We start from the raw sequence: 19,123 nt of genomic DNA on the forward strand, positions 1-19,123 counted from the left end.
CCATGCTGCATCTCCTGAAACAACCGCTGGCAGCCGCAATGCCGACACGGCGCACCTTCCTGAAGATGTCCGCCGGTACCGTTGGTGGCCTGGTGCTTGCCATGAACCTGCCGCGTTCGACTGCCTCGGCCGCCGAAGGCGAGTTCATCCAGCCGTTCGTTCACATCCGTCCGGACAACACGGTCGTGGTGCTGTCCAAGCACTTCGACATGGGACAGGGCACGGCCAGTGGTCTGTGCAGTCTGGTTGCCGACGAGCTCGACGCTTCCTGGGAGCAGGTCAGTGTCGAATTCGCACCGTCCAATCCGCAGGTCTATGCCAACTCGCTGTTCGGCGTGCAGGGCACCGGCGGGTCCACGGCCATGGCGAACTCGTTCATGCAGTACCGTCAGGCCGGTGCCGCGGCAAAAGCGATGATCGTTGCCGCCGCGGCAAAGGAATGGGGTGTGCCGGCGGGTGAAATCACCGTGTCGGGTGGCGTCGTTGCTCATGGTGTAGACAAGTCCGCGACCCTGGGTGAGCTTGCCGGTCTTGCCGCCAACGAGGACGTTCCGGCAGAGCCGACGCTGAAGACACCGGACCAGTGGGTCTACATCGGCAAGTCCTTCCCGCGTCTCGACGTCAAGAACAAGACCGTCGGTGCGCCCAGGACCTACACGATGGACTTCCAGCGTGATGACCTGCTGGTTGCCGTTGTTGCCCGCTCTCCCCGTTTTGGCGGCAAGGTGAAGTCGTTTGACGCCACCGAAGCCAAGAAGGTGCCGGGCGTCGTCAACGTGCTGCAGATCCCGAACGGGGTTGCGGTGATTGCAAAGTCCACCTGGCCGGCAATCAACGGCCGGTCCCTGCTCGAAATCGAGTGGGACGATGCCGAGGCGGAAACCCGGTCAAGCGATGCGATGATCGCCGAACTGAAGGATATGACCACCAAGCCGGGTGTGAAGGTTCGCGAAGACGGTGATGTCGATGCGGCGCTGGAAGCTTCGGCCAAGGTCATCGAAGCCGACTATGACTTCCCGTTCCTGGCCCATGGCGCCATGGAACCGCTGGACATCGCCATGATGTTCGACGGTGAAACCGCGGAATTCTGGTTCGCTTCCCAGATCCCGACCATCGATCACAACGTGGCGGCCACCGTTCTCGGCATTCCGTTCGAGAACGTCAAGATCAACACCCTTTGGGCAGGCGGGTCCTTCGGGCGCCGCGCCCAGGCCGATGCGCATCCGGTCGTGGAAATCACCACGCTGGCCAAGGCGATGCAGGCCGCCGGCATGGCGCCGGCTCCGGTGAAGATCGTCTGGACCCGTGAGGACGACATGGCCGGTGGTTACTACCGTCCGATGTCGGCTCACCGGCTGCGGGTCGGGCTTGATGACCAGGGCAACGTGACGGCGTTCAAGTACAACATCGCCGCCAAGTCCATCGTCAAGGGCACGCCTTTCGAAGCCATGCTGATGAAGGACGGTGTCGACCACAACATGACCGAAGGCGCGCATGACACCACTTATGCGTTTCCGCTGATGAACATGGACCAGTCCTTCCAGGAAACGAAGGTGCCGGTTCTGTGGTGGCGCTCGGTCGGTCACACCCACACGGCCTACGTCATGGAAACCATGATCGATCGTCTGGCCAAGGAAGCCGGCAAGGATCCGGTTGCCTATCGCCTCGAGATGATCAAGGACGATCCGCGCAAGGTGGGCGTGTTGAAGCTGGCGGCTGAAAAGGCGGGCTGGGACACGCCCTTGCCTGAAGGGCGCCACCGCGGTGTCGCCGTGCACAAGTCCTTCGGTTCCTTTGTGGCGGAAGTGGCGGAAATCTCCTTCCGCGACGACGGCACTGTGAAGGTGGAAAAGGTGACGGCAGCGGTCGACTGCGGCACGCCGATCAACCCGGACAATATCCGGGCACAGGTCGAAGGCGGCATCGGCTACGGCCTTGGTGCGATCCTGCGGAACCAGGTGACGCTTGCGGATGGGGTTGTCGAGGAAACCAACTTCGACACCTACGAGCCGATCCGGATGTCCGACATGCCGGCAATCGAGGTGCATATCGTTCCCTCGAACGAAGCACCGACCGGTATCGGTGAGCCCGGTACTCCGCCAATCGGTCCGGCTGTCGCCAACGCGATTGCCGCTGCCAAGGGCGAGTGGTCAACCAGCCTGCCGCTGGCAAAGTCCGGTCTCGTCTGAGCCTCGCCGAAGAATACAAAAAGGCCGCCTCCGGGCGGCCTTTTTCCAGATTGGTTTGACGTTTTCTGATCAGATAAAAACGGTGGCTCCAGTGAGCCGCCGTTTTTCGTTCAGCAGATGATGTTGCCTCAGGAGGCTGCCAGGGCCTCACGGTCCTTTTTTCGCATGCGCTCGGAAGCGGATTTCAGCTGTCCGCAGGCGGCGAAGATGTCGCGGCCGCGTGGTGTGCGGATCGGAGAGGCATAGCCGGCCCGGTTGACGATGTCGGCAAATTCCTCGATCCGCTCCCAGTCGGAGCATTCGTAATCGGTACCCGGCCACGGGTTGAAGGGAATCAGGTTGATCTTGGCCGGAATGCCCTTCAGCAGGCGGACCAGTTCAAGCGCGTCCTGATTGCTGTCGTTGACGCCCTTCAGCATCACATATTCGAAGGTGATGCGCTTGGCGTTGGACAGGCCCGGATATTGCCGGCAAGCGTCCAGCAGTTCCTTGATGTTCCATTTCTTGTTGATCGGCACCAGCACATCGCGCAGCTCGTCACGAACCGCGTGAAGCGAAATGGCCAGCATGCAGCCGATTTCTTCACCGGTGCGGAAGATTTCCGGCACGACACCGGAGGTCGACAGGGTGATGCGGCGCTTGGAGAGCGACAGGCCGTCACCATCGGACGCGATCAGCAGCGCCTTCTTGACGTTATCGAAATTGTAGAGAGGCTCACCCATGCCCATCATGACGATGTTGGTCACCAGACGGCCTTCGGACGGCACGATGGCGCCCTGCGGGGTGTCCGCATGCGGGAAATCGCCCAGCCGGTCGCGCGCAATCAGGATCTGCGACAGAATTTCTTCGGCCGTCAGATTGCGGACCATCTTCTGGGTGCCCGTGTGGCAGAAAGTGCAGGTGAGGGTGCAGCCGACCTGGGAAGAAACGCAGAGCGTGCCGCGGCCTTCTTCAGGAATATAGACGGTTTCAACCTCGACCGGGCGGCCGGCGCCGCGCGCGGGAAAGCGGAACAGCCACTTGCGGGTACCGTCGACGGAGATCTGCTCGGAAACAATTTCCGGACGGGCGATCGTGAAGGCTTCGTCCAGCTTCTGGCGCAAGTCCTTGGCGATATTCGTCATCTGCGCAAAGTCGGACACGCCGCGCACATAAAGCCAGTGCCAGAGCTGGGAGGCACGCATGCGCCATTGCTTCTGCGGCACGCCGATGGTGCCGAGCGCTTCACCCAGTTCCTCGCGCGACAGGCCGATCAGCGTCGGCTTGTCTTCGCCGGGCAGGACGGCTTCGGCTGAAACGGTGTGCGCGTTCGGATTGTCCCGCGCGATGTCGAGCGTAATTGCCATGTCGTGATCCGTAATCTCTTCCGGCAGGGTCTTCAGGCGTCTTGGAACAAGACTACGCGGTCGCCGGGCACCTGACTTGCAGGTCTGATTTCAAGCGCTCCCAAAACCACAAAAAGCGCCGAAAATCAAGTTTGCTGACGTGCAGGGGAGCTATGCAGAGCTGTTTTTACGCAACGACAACGACCCGGATAGGCCGTTTGGCCCGTCCAGGGTGACGTCGAGACTGAAAGGAAACCACCGGCCGACTTCGGCTTTTCGCCCTGCGGATGCAGGGGAAAGCCGGAGAAGCTGCTGCCTGAACGCGTTAGCGGCAGGCAGCGTTGGAGTCGTCGATCGCGGCTGTGACGCCGGACAGCGAGAACTTGTAGGTGGTACGGGTGCCGCGGCTGGATTCGCCGGTCACCGTCATTTCCCGGCCTGCCCTCATGGCAGAAACGAGTTGCGCTTCGGTTGCAGCATTTTCGACCCAGGCACCGTCATTGTTGGTGAAGAGCGTGAAGCCCTTGCCGTCAATGTCTACGCTGACCGAGGATTTGTCCTTGAAAGGATAACCGACCAGCAGGCTCGGCTCGGACGAGACGCCTTCCGCCGGGCGGGTGGTCACGAAAAAGAATACGTCCCCGTGATTTCGATCTCCCGGAAGCAACGTCGTCGGTTTGGTAAGCGCGTAGCAAACCTTGCCGCCGCCACTGGTCAGCGCATAGGCCGCCCAGTCCTTGTGCTGCTTCAGAAGTGTCGGGGTTTGTGCGAAAGCCGCTGCACTCGAAACGGCAAGACCTGCTATGGCCAGAACCAGCGATTTTGCTTTCATCATCTCCACACCGTTGGATTTGAGTTTCCGTCAAATTTAGTTCAACTGCCGTCTGACATATAAACCTTGCTTTAATGATAACTTAAAGCGGGTTACGAAAGGGTTGAAGCCCGACAATTGTATTTTCTGTTTTTCGGTGCGTGCACCAACCTAATCGCTTTGCGGTTAAACGCGGCAACAGTGTGGCAGACCTGCTTGACCCCCCTTTCGAATTATGCCGAACCTGATAAAGAAGATGGATCGGCAGGGGGATTGATTGTCTTTGACGCAGGTGCAGTATTTTTCCGATCTCATTGTCAAAGTGGCGGAAGACCGGGACAAGGCGGCTTTCATCGAGCTGTTCGATCACTTTGCGCCGCGCCTGAAGGGCTACCTGATGAAGCAGGGCACCGATGAGGCCCTTGCCGAAGAAGTCGCCCAGGACGTCATGATGACGCTGTGGCGCAAGGCCGATCTGTTTGATCCGAAAAAATCCAACGCCAGCACCTGGCTGTTCCGGGTTGCCCGTAACCGGCGTATCGACAGGATCCGCCGCCAGAAGTCTGCCGCGCTCGATCCCGAAGATCCGTCCCTGCACCCGACGCCTCTGCCGGACATTGCCGAAGAGATGGATGCGAAGCTGCGGGAAAAACGCGTGCGTGCTGCTTTGTCGCAGTTGCCTGAAGAGCAGCGGAACGTGGTTCGGCTGGCTTTTTTCGCAGGACAGTCGCACAGCGAGATCGCTGAACACACGGGCTTGCCGCTTGGCACGGTCAAATCCCGTATCCGGCTTGCCTTCGGACGGTTGCGCCAGCTTCTGGAAACCGACACGTCCGTGGATGTGGACTAATTGGGGCCCCGGGCAAGAGACACCCAAAATTCTGGTGGCCTGAAGTTCAGGCACAACTCATTCAGGTTCCCGGCACTTTCCGGCCCGTGCGCATTACCGGACCGCCGCTCACATGTTTCGGACGTTCGATCCTGGGAGCGCCGGCCGTGGTTGAGCGGTCCGCGTAGCGACCCAGCGCCCTGTGACGGTCGTACATGACGATCGCACCGGCCATGGCGACATTGATGCAGAACTTTGTCGGGATCTTCACCACGTGGTCGCAGCGCGCCAGCATCTGCGGTGAAAGCGAGCCTCTTTCAGGACCAAGAACGTAGGCTGCCTGAAGGGGATGTCCGAAGCTCGGCAGCTCGATCGATTCGTCCGTGAGTTCGATGCCCACAAGCTGGCAGCCTCTGGGCAAATCCATCGTGTCTACGCTGTCCCAGGTGAAGACAGGCAGGTGGCCGGGGCTCTTGGAGGTGTCGGAGGGGGGCGCCTTGCGCAGCTTCTGGTCGGCATCCACCGTGAAGAAGAAGTTGGCGCCGAAGGCATGGGCAGAGCGCATCAAGGTGCCCAGGTTCATCCGTTTCGAGAGGCCTTCGGCCCCGATTGCAAAATATCCGCGCATCAGTTTGTCCGTTTTCGATTTGGCTGCCTCATAGCCGACTTTCGCCATGGCCGAAAGTTTTCAGCTTATCCGGAAAGCCAATTCCCGCCTCGAACAGGGCTTGCTAACGTCTCACCCGGCGCAGCGCGAGCGACGCTTTACCCGTAGAATGTCATGAGGATGCCGTGAAAGCCTGTTTCTGCAAAAGCTTCGGTCCGCCTTCCAGCCTGGTTGTCGAGGAGATTGCCGATCCGGTTGCCGGGCCGGGGGAGGTCGTGGTGCGGGTGAAGGCCTGTGCGCTCAATTTCTTCGATACGCTGATCATCAGGGGCAAGTACCAGTACAAGCCGGAAATGCCGTTTTCGCCGAGTGCCGAATTCGCCGGTGTGGTCGATCAGGTGGGCTCCGGCGTCGAAGGGGTTTCGCCCGGCGACAGGGTCATGGGCTACATGCGCTGGGGTGCTGCGCGGGAAAAAGTGGTGGTCGCAGCAGGCGATCTTGTCTCGCTGCCGGACGATATTCCCTTTGAAGTCGCGGCAGGTTTGACCGTGACCTACGGCACCACGCTGCATGCCTATCGCGACCGGGCCGGGTTGAAGCCCGGCGAGACTGTTGCCGTTCTGGGCGCATCGGGCGGTGTCGGCCAGGCTGCAGTGGAAATTGCCGCGATCATGGGAGCAAAGGTGATTGCCTGCGCCTCATCTGAGGAAAAACTCGCTTTTGCCCGCTCGCTCGGCGCTGACATGACGGTCGATTATTCGGTTGAGCCGCTCAAGGAAACCCTGAAGGAGCTGACCGGTGGAAAGGGCGTTGATGTTGTCTACGACCCGGTTGGCGGAGAACTGTCGGAACAGGCCATCCGGGCAACCGCCTGGGAGGGGCGGTTCCTGGTGATCGGGTTTGCCGCGGGCGAAATTCCGAAAATTCCGCTGAATATCGTGATGCTGAAAGGCTGCGACATTCGCGGTGTCTTCTGGGGCGCCGCACTCGACCGGGATCCGGAAGGCCATCGCCGCAACATGAAGGAACTTTTGTCCTGGGTGTCTGAAGGCAAGCTGAAGCCGCACATCCACGGCGTTTACAAGTTGGAAGAAACGGCAACCGCGCTTGAGGAAATCGCTGCGCGCCGGGTGCAGGGCAAGGTGATTGTGACGCCTTGAGGCCTGCGGAAGTATGCGCGGCGCGGCCTTCCGGGGGTGTGGCCCATCCTTCGAGACAGCGCTTTGCGCTTCCTCAGGATGAGGTCGTCCCTGTTGCACCTTTCCGAGCTGTCCAAATTACAGCCTCATCCTGAGGAGGACCGCAAGGTCCGTCTCGAAGGATGGGCCGCTTGTTCGAATTGACCTCAGATCGCAAATTCCGCGATCACCGGCGCGTGGTCCGACGGCTTTTCCCAGCCGCGTGCGTCGCGCAGGACCGTGGTGCCCTTCACATACGGGGCGAGCGGCTGAGACACCCAGACGTGGTCAAGACGGCGGCCCTTGTCGGCGGCAGACCAGTCTTTGGCGCGGTAGCTCCACCAGGTGTAAAGCTTTTCATCCAGCGGGGTGAACTGGCGCATGGCGTCCAGCCAGCCGCCTGCCTCGCGGACCTGCTCGAACAGTTCCGTTTCGACCGGGGTATGTGAGACCACCTTCAGGAGCTTCTTGTGGGACCAGACGTCGTGCTCGTAAGGCGCGACGTTGAGGTCGCCGACCAGAATGGCGGGTTTCGAGGTTTCCTCGCCTTTCAGCCAACCCAGCATCTCTGCCATGAAGTCGAGCTTGTGGCCGAATTTCGGGTTGATCGTGCGATCCGGCTCGTCACCACCTGCCGGCACATAGAAATTGTGCAGCCGGATGCTGGAGCCGTTGAACGGCACGTCCGCCGCCACGTGACGGCTGTCCCCCACCTGGCAGAAATCGCGTTTCTCGATGTTGCTCAGCGGCAGCTTGGAAAGCGTTGCGACGCCGTGGTAGCCCTTCTGGCCGTGGATGGCCATGTGTTCGTATCCCGCCTTGCGGAAGGCGTTTTCCGGGAAATTGGCGTCCGGGCACTTGGTTTCCTGCAGGCAGATCACGTCCGGTGCGACTTCCTCGATCAACTGTTCCACAATCGGCATGCGCAGGCGCACGGAATTGATGTTCCAGGTGACGAGTTTGATCCGGTCTGTCATGGGAAATTTGCCAAGGCTTGTTGCGGGAATAGCCAAGTCATACGGATTCGGCCACCGAGTGCAAACGAATTCAGGTCTCGGGATCGTCTTCCCCGGCCTTGCCGGTTTCGCCGACCCGTTTCAGGGCGAGCTGAGTGGCCGCGGGGCCGAGCAGTTCGAAGACGATGGTTGATCCGATGGCGACGGTCAGAATTTCGTCCCGGAACTGCGGCAGCACTTCGGCAGCAACCAGGGCCATGCCAAGCGCGACGCCCGCCTGGGGCAGAAGCGAGAGGCCGAAGAGATAGCTTCGGTCGGTTCCGGCCCCGCCGCTGAGCTTGCCGCCCAGCCAGCCTCCAGCCAGACGCCCGGCGAGCCGCAGCAGAACATATGCCGCGCCAAGGAGGCCAAGCTTCAAAAGCAGGTCCGGCTGCAGCGCTGCACCGGCCAGCACGAAAAAGAAGATCATGAACGGCCATTCGATATGTTCGATTTCATAGAACGGCCGGGTATGGTGACGCCCGGTGTTGACCACCATGGCCCCGCAGGCAATGCCGGCAAGCAGGAACGAGAGGTCGAGCCAGATGGCCAGACCCGCCGTCAGGAACACGATGCCAAGCGCCTCGGCAAGGGTCGGGTCGCCGGGTTGGAGGCGGCCTGACAGGTAGCCCGCCGGGAGGCCGACAATCGCGCCAAGCAGGAGCGATCCGGCAATTTCCCAAACCGCATGCAGCAGGGCGCCCGAACCATCGCCGCCCATGAGCGCCTGTGCTCCCATGAGACAGAACGCAAAGACCAGAATGCCCCAGATATCGTCCAGCGCAACTATGCCGGACAGGATGGTTGTGAAGGGCCCCTTGGCGCGGTACTGGCGGATGACATCGCTGGTGGCTGCCGGGTCGGTGGCGGTGGCCAGGGCTGCCAGAATCAGTGCCAGTTCCAGCGGAAAGCCAAGCAGGGCGAGACCTGCAAAAACGACGATCGCGGTTGACACGACCGCTGAAGCCGAAACGACCGTTACGGCCTTGCCGCTGTTTTGCAGATGGACCCTGGAGAGTTTGCCGCCCAGAACGAAGGCGACCATCGACAGGGCCAGAACGGCGAGGGTTTCGTAAAGCTGGGTCAGGTTTTCAGGCAGAAGATCCAGAAAGGCGGGGCCCGCGGCCAGTCCGCACAGGATCAGCAGCGTCACGCGGGGCATCTGCGTCCTGTGGCCGATTTCGTCGGCCAGCATGCCGAGCAGCAGCAGGGCGCCAATGGCGATCAGGGTGGTCGCGATTTCCATGCTCATACATTGAGGGAAAGAGACCAGACGTCTTTGATCCGCCGCAATCCCGCCCTATTCGATTGCCCGCACGATAACAGATACGTGTTTATGCGGAGAAATCGTGATTTCGTCTACGCTCCGTTAGGAAATCCCGCGCATTTTGTGCGGTGAGTGAAAGCCTTTCTTAACCCTGCCGAGGACGCTGTGCTGGCAATCGTAAAATCGTTTTGTTCCATTTTCGGGTTCATCTTTTTAAGCTCGTGCGCGGCTTACGACTTTCCGGATCCAACGCCAGAAGACTACGCGGTACACGGCATCGACGTGTCCCGATGGCAGGGCGATATCGATTGGGCGGCCGCAAAACAGGGCGGTGTGGCCTTTGCCTGGATCAAGGCGACCGAAGGCGGCGACCACGTCGACCCGCGCTTTGTCGAGAACTGGGTGGCAGCGCGCCAGGCGGGCATGCCGCGCGGGGCCTACCACTTCTATTATTTCTGCCGTCCGGTTGAAGAGCAGATTTCGTGGGTGAAGGAAATCGTTCCCGTCGACCCGCAAGCCCTGCCGCTTGTTCTCGACATGGAATGGAATGCGCATTCCAAGACCTGCCGGGAACGGCCGGAACGACCGCAGATCCTGCGGGACATGAAGATCTTCCTCGACGAAATGGAAAAGCACTACGGCAAGCGCCCGGTGATCTATTCCTCGGTCGATTTTCACCGAGACAGGCTGGTCGGTGCGCTCAAGAACGAGCAATTCTGGCTGCGCTCGGTCGCCAGCTTCCCGAACAACATCTATGAGCAGCGCGACGACTGGGTGTTCTGGCAGTATACGGCCGAGGGCCGGGTGCCGGGCGTCAAAGGCGACGTCGACCGGAATGCGTTCTTCGGTACCAAGTCGCAGTACCGCGACTGGCTGAACGGCAAGCTGAGGCGCTGACCGTTCCCTGAGCCAATACCGCTAGCGCACCTTGATCTGGTGCGTGACGTCCTTGCCGTTGCTGACTGTGACCTGGGTGAAGCCGATCATCTTGCAAAGATCGAGGAAGTTCAGGTCCTGCGGCTGGTTTGACCGCGCGAAGAGTTCCGTCGTGCGGGCCATCGAGGTCAGCGAGGCAAGCAGGGCTCGCAGCCGAAACAGCGTGTCATAGCGCCCGTCGCCGGTTGCCACCACAATCAGTTTTTCCAGTTCGGTGCCCTTGGCGAAGAGGTGATATCCGGGCGGATACCCCAGTTTTGCGTTCTGGGATGCAAGGCCGCTGACGAAGGCTGCCCGCGACCGCTTGCCCGTGTCAGGTGCAAGGTCCAGTTCTGAGACATAAACCTCCTGGGTCTGCACCTCCGGGTAATAATAGCCCGCATGTGCATCGAAGGCCGACACCGGTGCAATGGATGCAGCAGACCAGAGCGCCGCCAGCGCCATGGCAGACGCAACAGATTGAATTCGTTTCACTTCACAAAGCCCCCCGGCTGTTCGTGCGCCTATCAAGCCCGAAATGCAGGCCGAACGCAAATCGGACGCAAGCTGGGCGCAAGCTGGGGCGGGCAGCATTTGGCGTGAGAAGGAATAGAGACGCCTGCAGCGCTATACTTTTGCCATGATGCTAGCCGCTTCTTGAAAGCGTCAGGGCGCAGAACTTTGGAGTTTTGAACATGTTGATCCGCTTTTCGCTGGCATTTGCCGCGATCGTGATGATGGTGCTGCCAGCAAGCGCACAATCACGGCCGGCCATTGCCTTCACGACGGCCAATCTCAACATGCGCGCCGGACCGGGAACCAATTATCCCGTGATGGCCACCGTGCCGCGCGGGGGCGGGGTAACCATTTTCGGGTGTACGGCCGACTTCGGCTGGTGCGATGCCGCCTTCACCAATGTGAAGGGATGGGTTTCCGGCCAATATCTCAGCTATGGCGGTGAAGGCATCTATTATGGCCGGCCAATCCCCAGCGCGGGCATCAACCTGGGTGTGCAGCGCTACTACCGGGATTACCCGATCTATGCGGAGGCGCCTGCGCCTGCCTATCGCGGCGGGCCGGTCTACAAGGGCGATCCTCCCTATGATCCGCCGCCGGTTGAACCGGGCCCAGTCTATGCACCGGAACCGCTTTACGAAGCACCGCCTGTCGTGGTCGCGCCGCCGCAGCCGATCATTATCCGGCCCTATTGGGATTCATTTCCCGGCTATCCGCAAAGGTATTTCGAACCGCGTATCTATTGACGCGGGCTGTTACCGGGCCGGTTTCGGTCCGGCCATGACCAGCGACCAGAATACCTTGTGCTTGGCATTGGGCGCGTAAGCCGTCGCGATGCCAAGCCGCGTGGCGTCTTTCGTCAGCAACACCTGGTTATGCTTCGGGCTTTCCCGCCAGCCTGAAAAAGCTTCGGCAAAGGTTCTGTATCCGGCGCTGACGTTTTCGGCGGCAGCCGTCTTCGGCTCGCCGATGGAGGCCATGCGGGTTGCCAGCTGCTGGTTCGGGGCGAGCGATGCCTGAACGTTTCCGGCCGCGGCCATTGCGTCGGCCTGCGATTTGGCAATGGATGTCAGCTGCGGATCGGCAATCACGGGCGAAAGTCCGTTGTTGATCCGGTATTGCGAGATCATCTGAGCGGCCGTTGCAGCATCCACCACACCGTCGACACGCGCCATGTCCTCGTAGAAGGGAGGCGTCTGCATGCGGTCGCCCATGCAGGCGGCAACCGAGAGCAGCAGCGCTCCGGCGAGGGCGAGTTTCAGGGATCGATGGACCATCGGATTGTCAGCCACGCTGTTGAAGCTCCCGCTCAGGATCAATGAGATTTAGTGAGGCACATGATTCGCCTCACTTTGGAAGGTGATGGGACGACAGTTGAGCAGAATTGCGGCGCAAGGCTCCTGAAACCGGTGCACAAGCCGTTCAGCTGGGGTGTGCGCGCATTGGGTTGGAAAAAATGGAGCAGGTTTCTTGAATGGCAATTTTCAAGTTACATATAAAGTAACATGATGGTGTCGAGCGTCTTGGTATGGATCGGAGCACCAGGCCACGCATTGCTTGAGGACCTTTTCCATGTCCCTGTTTTCCGGAGCCGCATCAACCGCCGGATATGCGGAAAGAACGGCGAGGCTCGTTCCCGGGCTTGCAGACATGCACAAAATGACCGGCCTGCTGCTGGCGGAGCGGGCGCCATCGGACGGGACAATCCTGGTGCTTGGTGCCGGTGGCGGCGTTGAACTGAAAGCCTTTGCCCGCATGCACCCGGACTGGCGTTTCCTTGGTGTCGACCCGTCCGCCGACATGCTGGAAAAGGCGCATGAGCATCTTGGTCCCCTCGGGGCAAGAGTGAGCCTGCTGGAGGGATACATCCATGATGCCCCCGAGAGACAATTTGATGGCGCTGCCTGCCTGCTGACGCTTCATTTTCTGGATCGGGAGGAGAGGTTGAAGACGCTTTCCGGACTGCGGCAACGGTTGAAGCCTGGAGCAGCCTTCGTTTCGGTTCATCACAGCTTTCCGACCGACCCTGCGAGCAAGGACAGGTGGCTGGCAAGATATGCCGCGTTTTCCACCCTATCCGGTACTTCCCGTTCGCTTACCGAAAACGGCATGGCTGCGATGAAGGAGCGATTGCCGGTGCTGACGCCCGAGCAGGATGCGGATCTGTTGAGGCAGGCCGGATTTGTCGACGTCGAGACCTTCTACACGGCCTTCACCTTCAGAGGCTGGGTCGCCACCGCCGGGTAATCAAAAAGAAAAGACCAGCCCGTGAGACACGGACTGGTCAGGCTGCATGAGGCTAACGGGGCTTGAGGCCCCCAGCCTTTCAGGGAGCTTGTTGAGCCCGCCGCCTGCAGGTGGTTGCCCTGAAGGCGACGTGCCGGATCAGCGGGTGGAGGCTTCCAGAACGTCCTCATAGGTCCGAAGGCCGGTGGTCGGCGCGCAGACCAGGACGGACATGTTGCCCGGTGCGTGCTGGTTCTTCCACATCTTGGTATGGGCCTTCGGGATCTGATCCCAGGGGAAGACCTCGGACATGTAAGGGTCGATGCGCCGTTCGATCATCAGCTTGTTGGCGGCCGAGGCCTGCTTCAGATGGGCGAAGTGTGACCCTTGAAGGCGCTTCTGGTGCATCCACATGTAGCGGACGTCGAAGGTGCAGTTGAAGCCTGACGTGCCCGCGCAAATGACGACCATGCCGCCCTTTTTGCAGACCAGGGTGGAGACCGGGAAGGTTGCCTCGCCCGGGTGTTCGAAGACGATATCGACGTTGTTGCCCTTGCCGGTAATGTCCCAGATCGCCTTGCCGAACTTGCGCGCTTCCGCGAACCATTCCGCATATTCGGGCGAGCCGACCGTCGGCAATTGACCCCAGCACTTGAAGTCCTTGCGGTTGATCACGCCCTTGGCACCGAGATCCAGCACGAACTGGCGCTTGTCCTCGTCAGAGATGACGCCGATGGCATTGGCGCCTGCTGCCGTAATCAACTGGATGGCGTAGGAGCCCAGGCCACCCGAGGCGCCCCAGACAAGCACGTTCTGACCCGGCTTCAGCTCATGCGGGTGATGGCCGAACAGCATGCGATAGGCGGTCGCGAGCGTCAGCGTGTAGCAGGCGCTTTCTTCCCAGGTCAGGTGGCGCGGCCGGGGCATAAGCTGCTGGGCCTGCACGCGGGTGAACTGCGAGAACGACCCGTCCGGTGTCTCGTAGCCCCAGATCCGCTGGGAGGTGGAGAACATCGGGTCGCCGCCGTTGCACTCCTCGTCGTCGCCGTCGTCCTGGTTACAATGAACCACGACCTCGTCGCCCACTTTCCAGCGCTTGACCTTGTCACCAACGGCCCAGACGATGCCCGAGGCATCGGAGCCGGCAATGTGATAGGCGGCGCCGTGACCGTCGAACGGGCTGATCGGCTGGCCGAGGCCTGCCCAGATGCCGTTGTAGTTGACGCCGGCGGCCATCACCAGAACCAGAACCTCGTGGCTGTCGAGTTCCCAGGTCGGCACGACTTCCAGTTTCATGGCGTCTTCCGGCGGCCCGTGGCGTTCCCGGCGGATGGTCCAGGCATACATGTTTTTGGGAACGTGTCCGAGCGGCGGGATCTCTCCGATTTCATAAAGATCTTTCACCGGCGCGCCCTCTCGCGTTTGGTTGTCATTGGCTTCCGCGGTCGCTGTCATTCTCCCCTCCCAGGGCTTCTTTTGGGCCTCAGAATTTCGCATTTGCACAAGTCGTAATCGGGCAAATACCCAATTTTGCGCAACTATTGTTCAAAAACGATCACCGTTCTATACGACTATTGCTTAACTTGCGTTTTGATGCCAACCATATTTTGCATTGCACATTGGGGTTTCGCAGTCGCGTAAACTCCGGCACACTGCTGACTGTTCGGGAGAAACAGGCTGACGCGGTGCTGCCAAATCAAGAAAAAACAGGCAGCAGAACGCCTTAGGAGGATGAGTGGCATGAGTGCATCGGGTGAGAGCCGGCCGGAGAAAGATCGTCCGTGGATTTTCCGGACCTACGCGGGCCACTCGACGGCGGCCGAATCGAACAAGCTCTACCGTGGCAATCTTGCCAAGGGTCAGACCGGCCTGTCCGTTGCGTTCGATCTGCCGACTCAGACTGGCTACGATCCCGATGACGCCCTGGCGCGCGGCGAAGTGGGCAAGGTCGGTGTTCCGGTGGCTCATCTCGGTGACATGCGCACCCTGTTCCAGGACATACCGCTGGAGCGGATGAACACATCCATGACGATCAATGCGACCGCACCCTGGCTGCTGTCGCTCTATATAGCGGCTGCCGATGAACAGGGCGCCGACCGCAAACTGCTGTCGGGCACGACCCAGAACGACATCATCAAGGAATATCTGTCCCGGGGCACCTATGTGTTTCCGCCGGCGCCATCGCTCAGGCTGACGACCGATGTCATCGCCTGGACCTATTCCAACATGCCCAAATGGAACCCGATGAACGTCTGCTCCTATCATTTGCAGGAAGCAGGCGCGACACCGGTTCAGGAGTTGTCCTTCGCGCTGGCAACGGCAGTGGCCATTCTGGATTCCATCAAGGCGAGCGGTGCCATTCCCGAGGAAGATTTCCCGAAGGCTGTCGGCCGGATTTCCTTCTTCGTCAATGCGGGCATGCGGTTCATTACCGAGATGTGCAAGATGCGCGCCTTCACCGAATTGTGGGACGAGATCTGCCTGGAGCGCTATGGCGTTGAGGACGAGCGCTATCGCCGCTTCCGCTATGGGGTTCAGGTGAACAGCCTCGGGCTGACCGAGCCGCAGCCGGAAAACAACGTCTACCGTATCCTCATCGAGATGCTGGCGGTGGTCTTGTCCAAGAATGCGCGCGCCCGCGCTGTGCAACTGCCGGCATGGAACGAAGCGCTGGGCCTGCCGCGACCGTTCGACCAGCAGTGGTCGCTGCGGATGCAGCAGATCGTCGCCTATGAGACCGACCTTCTGGACTATGCGGACATTTTTGACGGCTCCGCCGAAATTACCCGCAAGGTGGAAGAGTTGAAGGCGCAAGCCCGCGAGGAACTTGCCCGGATCGATGCCATGGGTGGTGCTGTCGCTGCGGTCGACAGCAGCTACATGAAGCGCCAGCTTGTGGAAGCCAATTCCGCACGCCTTGCCGCGATCGAAGGCGGCGACCAGGTGGTGGTCGGCGTCAACCGCTGGACAGACAGCGAGCCTTCACCTCTGGCCGCCGGGGAAGACGGCGGCATTCTCACCGTTTCCGAGCATGTCGAGGAAGAAGCGGTCGAGAAGGTCAAGGCCTGGCGCGATGCACGCGATCAAGCTGCGGTCGAAACCGCGCTGGCGGACCTGAAAGCCGCTGCCCAGGAAGGCCGCAACATCATGGAGCCCTCGATTGCCGCGGCCAAGGCCGGAGCGACCACAGGCGAATGGGGCCGGACACTGCGCGAGGTCTTTGGCGAGTACCGTGCACCGACCGGTGTCGGCCAGGCCGTGCGGGACAATGCCGGCACCTTGGCAGACATCCGCTCGGACGTGGAGGCGGTATCAAAGAAACTCGGTCGCCGACTGAAGTTCCTGGTCGGCAAACCGGGTCTCGACGGACATTCGAACGGTGCGGAACAGATTGCCGTCAGGGCGCGCGACTGCGGTATGGAGGTGGTCTATGAGGGAATCCGGCTGACGCCGGCGCAGATCGTCAACGCTGCGGTGGAAGAAGACGTTCACGTGATCGGTCTGTCGATCCTGTCCGGCTCGCACCTGGCCCTGGTGCGTGACGTCATGGATCGGCTGCGGGCAGCCGGCGCGGACGATATCCCGGTCGTGGTTGGCGGGATTATCCCTGACGAAGACGCCGCACAGCTCAAGGCGCAAGGCATTGCGGCGGTCTATACGCCCAAGGATTTCCAGCTCACCGATATCATGGCCGATGTGGTGAAGATTGTCGGCAACCGTGCAGAACAGGCTGCTTGAACCGGCCTTCGTCGAAAGTGACAATAATGCCGATTGAAGTATTTATTGGCGAAAATTATTCGCTCTTCTAGTCTCGGATAAACTTTCATTTGCAACTGGCGCAGTCGTGGCTGCGTCGGTTTCGCTGGCGGGTTCAAGATTTATTTATACTTGGCCATTAGTAGTTTCCCTTAGCGCGGGTCTAAGCAGGAAACGATCCGATGATACGTAAGCCAATTTCCAGAATAACTTCAGTCCTCATCGGATTGCGGGACGGGACCAGTCTGCGCCAGCAGATTGCCCTTCTGGCGGCTTCGCTTTGCATCTTTTCGATCGCGGTCGCCGCATTCGGTGCGGCGCTGATTGCACGCGGCGAAGCCATCCGGGAAAACCGGTGGGACCTGACCTTGATTGCACGCAGCATGGCGCAACGGCTGGACCAGACGATGTTCGACCGTTACCGCGAAGTGCGCAACGTTGCAGACATGGAACTGCTGAAGCCTGTCTGGACCCGCAATCCCGACATCATTCGTGAAACGCTTGACCAGCTGCAGCGCAGCCTGCCGCAATATGCCTGGATCGGATTTGCATCTGTCGACGGCACGGTCGTGGCGGCAACCAAGGGCATGCTGGAGGGCGCATCCGTTGCCGAGCGGCCCTGGTTCATCAGTGGCCTGAAAGGGCCCGCGGTCGAGGATGTGCATCTTGCCAAGCTGCTTGACCACCTGTTGCGGACAAGCCCCGACGAAGCGCCGTTTCGTTTTGTCGACGTGGCAATGCCGGTAAAAGACGAAAACGGAAAACTGGCGGGCGTACTCGGTGCGCACATGAGCTGGAGCTGGGCGGAAGAAACCCGGCGCGATGTTCTGGAAAACAATCTCGGCAAGGAAGGGCTCGATCTCTTCGTGCTTGCGCGCGACGGCTCGGTGCTCGTCGGGGAAGACGCCGAGGGCACAAACCTCTCCCGGGAAAATGCTGCCTACGATCCCGGCAATCCCGACATGGTGGTCGCGGAGGTCGAAACCTCGGGCCTTGGCGATTATCCGGGGCTGGGCTGGAAAGTTGCCGTGCAGCAGCCGGTCAGCGTCGTGTCGGCTCGGGTGTCGGCTCTGGTTCGCAATATCTTTCTGATCGGATTTGCCGTTGCCTGTCTTTCCGCGCTGCTGGCATGGCTTGCGTCTCGCACCATCTCGCAGCCGCTTCTCGGCCTGGTCTCAGCACTGGACAGGATCGGGCGTGACGAAAAGGAAACGACAGTTCCGCGCCTGCACGGGTTCCGGGAGCTTTCGCAGGTGTCTGCTTCCGTCAGATCGCTGCTTCGCCGGCTCGGTACCGTGGAAGAAAGCGCCAGGACAGCCCGGGACATGCTGGCGGTTCTGAAGGACGAATACAGCCGCAACATACGGTCCAGTGAGGAACGGAACCGGCAACTGGGAGCCGACATCCGCTCCTTGAGAACGCTGGCTGAACACGATTCCCTGTCGGGCCTCCTGAACCGGCGTGCGTTCCAGCCATTTGCGGAAGATGCCTTTGCGACCTTCCAGCGTCACGACCGGCTGTTCAGCGTGCTGATGATCGATGCGGACCACTTCAAGACCGTCAATGACCAATTCGGGCACCGGGCCGGTGACGACGTCATCCGGGCCATCGGTGATGCCATCGTTGAAGAAATCCGTTCGACCGACAAGGCTGCCCGGTTCGGCGGGGAAGAATTCGTTCTCCTGCTGAGGGAAAATGACGCAAACGGTGCCTGGGTTCTGGCTGAGCGCATCAGGTTGAGAATTGCAGCCCTCACCGTGGATGCCGGCGTTGGCAATATCTCCGTCACGGTCAGCATTGGTCTGGCGGAAGTCACGGCTGATGATCGTGATGTCGAAGACACGATCGCCCGGGCGGATCAGGCGCTTTACATCGCCAAATCGTCAGGCCGCAACCGGGTCTGTGTCGACTATCCGACCCCTCGGTCCCAGTCGGCCTGAGGCAGTTGCCTTTGACAATACCGAGGGTTAACTTAACGTAAAGTTTTGTTAACCCTTTGTTGAAACAATTGGTGGGTTCCGCCAGAAGGCGGCAATTCTCTGAGGGCCAGGAGGCCGGAATGGCGACGATCGAAAGGCCGCAATCGGCCCAGGTCGTGGCGCATGCGACAGAGTACCCCGCGGACCGTGACGGTGACGGCACCGGTTACGACCGCAGAAAGAAGCGTGACACCGCAGAGCGCCATGAAAATGAAACCGGGATGTCCGAGGACACTCCGGCAGTTCTTGTTGACGATCACCACACCGTAAATCATGTGCTGGATGGCGTTGCCGCCTATCGGGCTGTCGCGTTGCAGGTCATGGAACCGGGCATCGATCACGGGCCGGTACACCCCTTGCGGGGACCTGTGGACAGGATGCCCGCGGACAACGTCCGTCATGCCTATGAGGATCACGAGGACGGTGAGCCGCCCCATGAGGTGAATGTCGCGACCTGACGGACGAAGTCGTCCAAAAGGTTGAAGTCACTTGGCTCGTTACGTATTAACCCGTATCTATGGCCGGCAGGG

At 60.4% G+C, this 19,123-nt stretch carries 17 protein-coding genes; 9 read left to right on the forward strand and 8 right to left on the reverse strand.

Translation table 11 applies throughout. The annotated features are described in order from the left end of the window. Positions 1 to 2: 2 nt before the first annotated feature. The gene (locus tag HCG46_RS22680) at positions 3 to 2,189 is read left to right on the forward strand and encodes a xanthine dehydrogenase family protein molybdopterin-binding subunit (protein WP_168687439.1); all 2,187 of its coding nucleotides are present in this window, start codon (positions 3 to 5) and stop codon (positions 2,187 to 2,189) included. Between the two features lie 128 nt (positions 2,190 to 2,317). Here the strand turns inward: HCG46_RS22680 and rlmN are convergent, their stop codons facing one another. Together rlmN and HCG46_RS22690 are read right to left on the reverse strand one after the other, a co-directional pair. Further along, a complete protein-coding gene (rlmN, locus tag HCG46_RS22685; RefSeq protein WP_023002836.1) occupies positions 2,318 to 3,535 on the reverse strand; it encodes a 23S rRNA (adenine(2503)-C(2))-methyltransferase RlmN in 1,218 nt (405 codons plus the stop codon). Positions 3,536 to 3,839: 304 nt separating this feature from the next. After that, complete coding sequence (locus HCG46_RS22690) at positions 3,840 to 4,349, reverse strand: invasion associated locus B family protein (protein ID WP_023002837.1); 510 nt, start codon at positions 4,347 to 4,349, stop codon at positions 3,840 to 3,842. A 253-nt stretch (positions 4,350 to 4,602) separates the two neighbouring features. Between HCG46_RS22690 and HCG46_RS22695 the strand changes: the two genes are divergently transcribed. Further along, on the forward strand, positions 4,603 to 5,175 hold the full coding sequence (locus HCG46_RS22695; RefSeq protein WP_168687440.1) for a sigma-70 family RNA polymerase sigma factor: 573 nt from the start codon (positions 4,603 to 4,605) through the stop codon (positions 5,173 to 5,175). Positions 5,176 to 5,236: 61 nt separating this feature from the next. Here HCG46_RS22695 and HCG46_RS22700 read toward each other — a convergent pair whose 3' ends face one another. Next, on the reverse strand, positions 5,237 to 5,782 hold the full coding sequence (locus HCG46_RS22700) for an RNA methyltransferase (RefSeq protein WP_031270178.1): 546 nt from the start codon (positions 5,780 to 5,782) through the stop codon (positions 5,237 to 5,239). Between the two features lie 164 nt (positions 5,783 to 5,946). Here HCG46_RS22700 and HCG46_RS22705 point away from each other — a divergent pair, with 164 nt between their 5' ends. Continuing rightward, positions 5,947 to 6,921, forward strand: coding sequence for an NADPH:quinone oxidoreductase family protein (locus tag HCG46_RS22705; RefSeq protein ID WP_168687441.1), 975 nt, complete (start codon positions 5,947 to 5,949; stop codon positions 6,919 to 6,921). 185 nt (positions 6,922 to 7,106) lie between these two features. Here the strand turns inward: HCG46_RS22705 and xth are convergent, their stop codons facing one another. After that, positions 7,107 to 7,916, reverse strand: coding sequence for an exodeoxyribonuclease III (gene xth, locus HCG46_RS22710; RefSeq protein ID WP_023002841.1), 810 nt, complete (start codon positions 7,914 to 7,916; stop codon positions 7,107 to 7,109). Positions 7,917 to 7,986: 70 nt separating this feature from the next. Continuing rightward, positions 7,987 to 9,180, reverse strand: coding sequence for a cation:proton antiporter (locus HCG46_RS22715; protein WP_075283986.1), 1,194 nt, complete (start codon positions 9,178 to 9,180; stop codon positions 7,987 to 7,989). A 153-nt stretch (positions 9,181 to 9,333) separates the two neighbouring features. Between HCG46_RS22715 and HCG46_RS22720 the strand changes: the two genes are divergently transcribed. Continuing rightward, positions 9,334 to 10,098 carry a GH25 family lysozyme gene (locus tag HCG46_RS22720; protein WP_023002843.1) on the forward strand — a complete coding sequence of 255 codons (765 nt, stop codon included), beginning with the start codon at positions 9,334 to 9,336 and terminating at the stop codon, positions 10,096 to 10,098. Positions 10,099 to 10,119: 21 nt separating this feature from the next. Here the strand turns inward: HCG46_RS22720 and HCG46_RS22725 are convergent, their stop codons facing one another. After that, positions 10,120 to 10,611 carry a hypothetical protein gene (locus HCG46_RS22725; protein ID WP_209009587.1) on the reverse strand — a complete coding sequence of 164 codons (492 nt, stop codon included), beginning with the start codon at positions 10,609 to 10,611 and terminating at the stop codon, positions 10,120 to 10,122. Between the two features lie 200 nt (positions 10,612 to 10,811). Between HCG46_RS22725 and HCG46_RS22730 the strand changes: the two genes are divergently transcribed. Continuing rightward, the gene (locus HCG46_RS22730) at positions 10,812 to 11,378 is read left to right on the forward strand and encodes an SH3 domain-containing protein (RefSeq protein WP_023002845.1); all 567 of its coding nucleotides are present in this window, start codon (positions 10,812 to 10,814) and stop codon (positions 11,376 to 11,378) included. A 9-nt stretch (positions 11,379 to 11,387) separates the two neighbouring features. Here the strand turns inward: HCG46_RS22730 and HCG46_RS22735 are convergent, their stop codons facing one another. Next, complete coding sequence (locus tag HCG46_RS22735; protein WP_306355459.1) at positions 11,388 to 11,924, reverse strand: CAP domain-containing protein; 537 nt, start codon at positions 11,922 to 11,924, stop codon at positions 11,388 to 11,390. A 280-nt stretch (positions 11,925 to 12,204) separates the two neighbouring features. On the opposite strand from HCG46_RS22735, the gene HCG46_RS22740 reads away from it, so the two are divergent. Continuing rightward, a complete protein-coding gene (locus tag HCG46_RS22740; RefSeq protein ID WP_168687442.1) occupies positions 12,205 to 12,879 on the forward strand; it encodes a class I SAM-dependent methyltransferase in 675 nt (224 codons plus the stop codon). A 138-nt stretch (positions 12,880 to 13,017) separates the two neighbouring features. Here HCG46_RS22740 and ccrA read toward each other — a convergent pair whose 3' ends face one another. Beyond that, a complete protein-coding gene (gene ccrA, locus HCG46_RS22745; RefSeq protein WP_023002848.1) occupies positions 13,018 to 14,313 on the reverse strand; it encodes a crotonyl-CoA carboxylase/reductase in 1,296 nt (431 codons plus the stop codon). 285 nt (positions 14,314 to 14,598) lie between these two features. On the opposite strand from ccrA, the gene HCG46_RS22750 reads away from it, so the two are divergent. The 3 genes from HCG46_RS22750 (at position 14,599) to HCG46_RS22760 (ending at position 19,051) form a co-directional block, all read left to right on the forward strand. Further along, the gene (locus HCG46_RS22750; protein ID WP_168687443.1) at positions 14,599 to 16,596 is read left to right on the forward strand and encodes a protein meaA; all 1,998 of its coding nucleotides are present in this window, start codon (positions 14,599 to 14,601) and stop codon (positions 16,594 to 16,596) included. 200 nt (positions 16,597 to 16,796) lie between these two features. Beyond that, positions 16,797 to 18,554: a diguanylate cyclase gene (locus HCG46_RS22755; RefSeq protein ID WP_168687446.1), complete on the forward strand. Its 1,758-nt coding sequence runs from the start codon at positions 16,797 to 16,799 to the stop codon at positions 18,552 to 18,554. Between the two features lie 119 nt (positions 18,555 to 18,673). Further along, a complete protein-coding gene (locus tag HCG46_RS22760) occupies positions 18,674 to 19,051 on the forward strand; it encodes a hypothetical protein (protein WP_023002851.1) in 378 nt (125 codons plus the stop codon). The last annotated feature ends 72 nt before the right edge of the window (positions 19,052 to 19,123 follow it).

This window comes from Labrenzia sp. PO1 (genome assembly GCF_012273635.1).
GTDB lineage: Bacteria > Pseudomonadota > Alphaproteobacteria > Rhizobiales > Stappiaceae > Roseibium > Roseibium algicola.

Excerpts from the sequence above, each read along its gene's own strand:
- rlmN (WP_023002836.1), bottom strand. The coding sequence starts at position 3,535 with ATGGCAATTACGCTCGACATCGCGCGGGACAATCCGAACGCGCACACC.
- xth (WP_023002841.1), bottom strand. The coding sequence starts at position 7,916 with ATGACAGACCGGATCAAACTCGTCACCTGGAACATCAATTCCGTGCGC.
- HCG46_RS22755 (WP_168687446.1), top strand. The coding sequence starts at position 16,797 with ATGATACGTAAGCCAATTTCCAGAATAACTTCAGTCCTCATCGGATTG.
- HCG46_RS22690 (WP_023002837.1), bottom strand. The coding sequence starts at position 4,349 with ATGATGAAAGCAAAATCGCTGGTTCTGGCCATAGCAGGTCTTGCCGTT.
- HCG46_RS22730 (WP_023002845.1), top strand. The coding sequence starts at position 10,812 with ATGTTGATCCGCTTTTCGCTGGCATTTGCCGCGATCGTGATGATGGTG.
- HCG46_RS22700 (WP_031270178.1), bottom strand. The coding sequence starts at position 5,782 with ATGCGCGGATATTTTGCAATCGGGGCCGAAGGCCTCTCGAAACGGATG.
- HCG46_RS22715 (WP_075283986.1), bottom strand. The coding sequence starts at position 9,180 with ATGGAAATCGCGACCACCCTGATCGCCATTGGCGCCCTGCTGCTGCTC.
- HCG46_RS22760 (WP_023002851.1), top strand. The coding sequence starts at position 18,674 with ATGGCGACGATCGAAAGGCCGCAATCGGCCCAGGTCGTGGCGCATGCG.
- ccrA (WP_023002848.1), bottom strand. The coding sequence starts at position 14,313 with ATGACAGCGACCGCGGAAGCCAATGACAACCAAACGCGAGAGGGCGCG.
- HCG46_RS22740 (WP_168687442.1), top strand. The coding sequence starts at position 12,205 with ATGTCCCTGTTTTCCGGAGCCGCATCAACCGCCGGATATGCGGAAAGA.
- HCG46_RS22750 (WP_168687443.1), top strand. The coding sequence starts at position 14,599 with ATGAGTGCATCGGGTGAGAGCCGGCCGGAGAAAGATCGTCCGTGGATT.
- HCG46_RS22680 (WP_168687439.1), top strand. The coding sequence starts at position 3 with ATGCTGCATCTCCTGAAACAACCGCTGGCAGCCGCAATGCCGACACGG.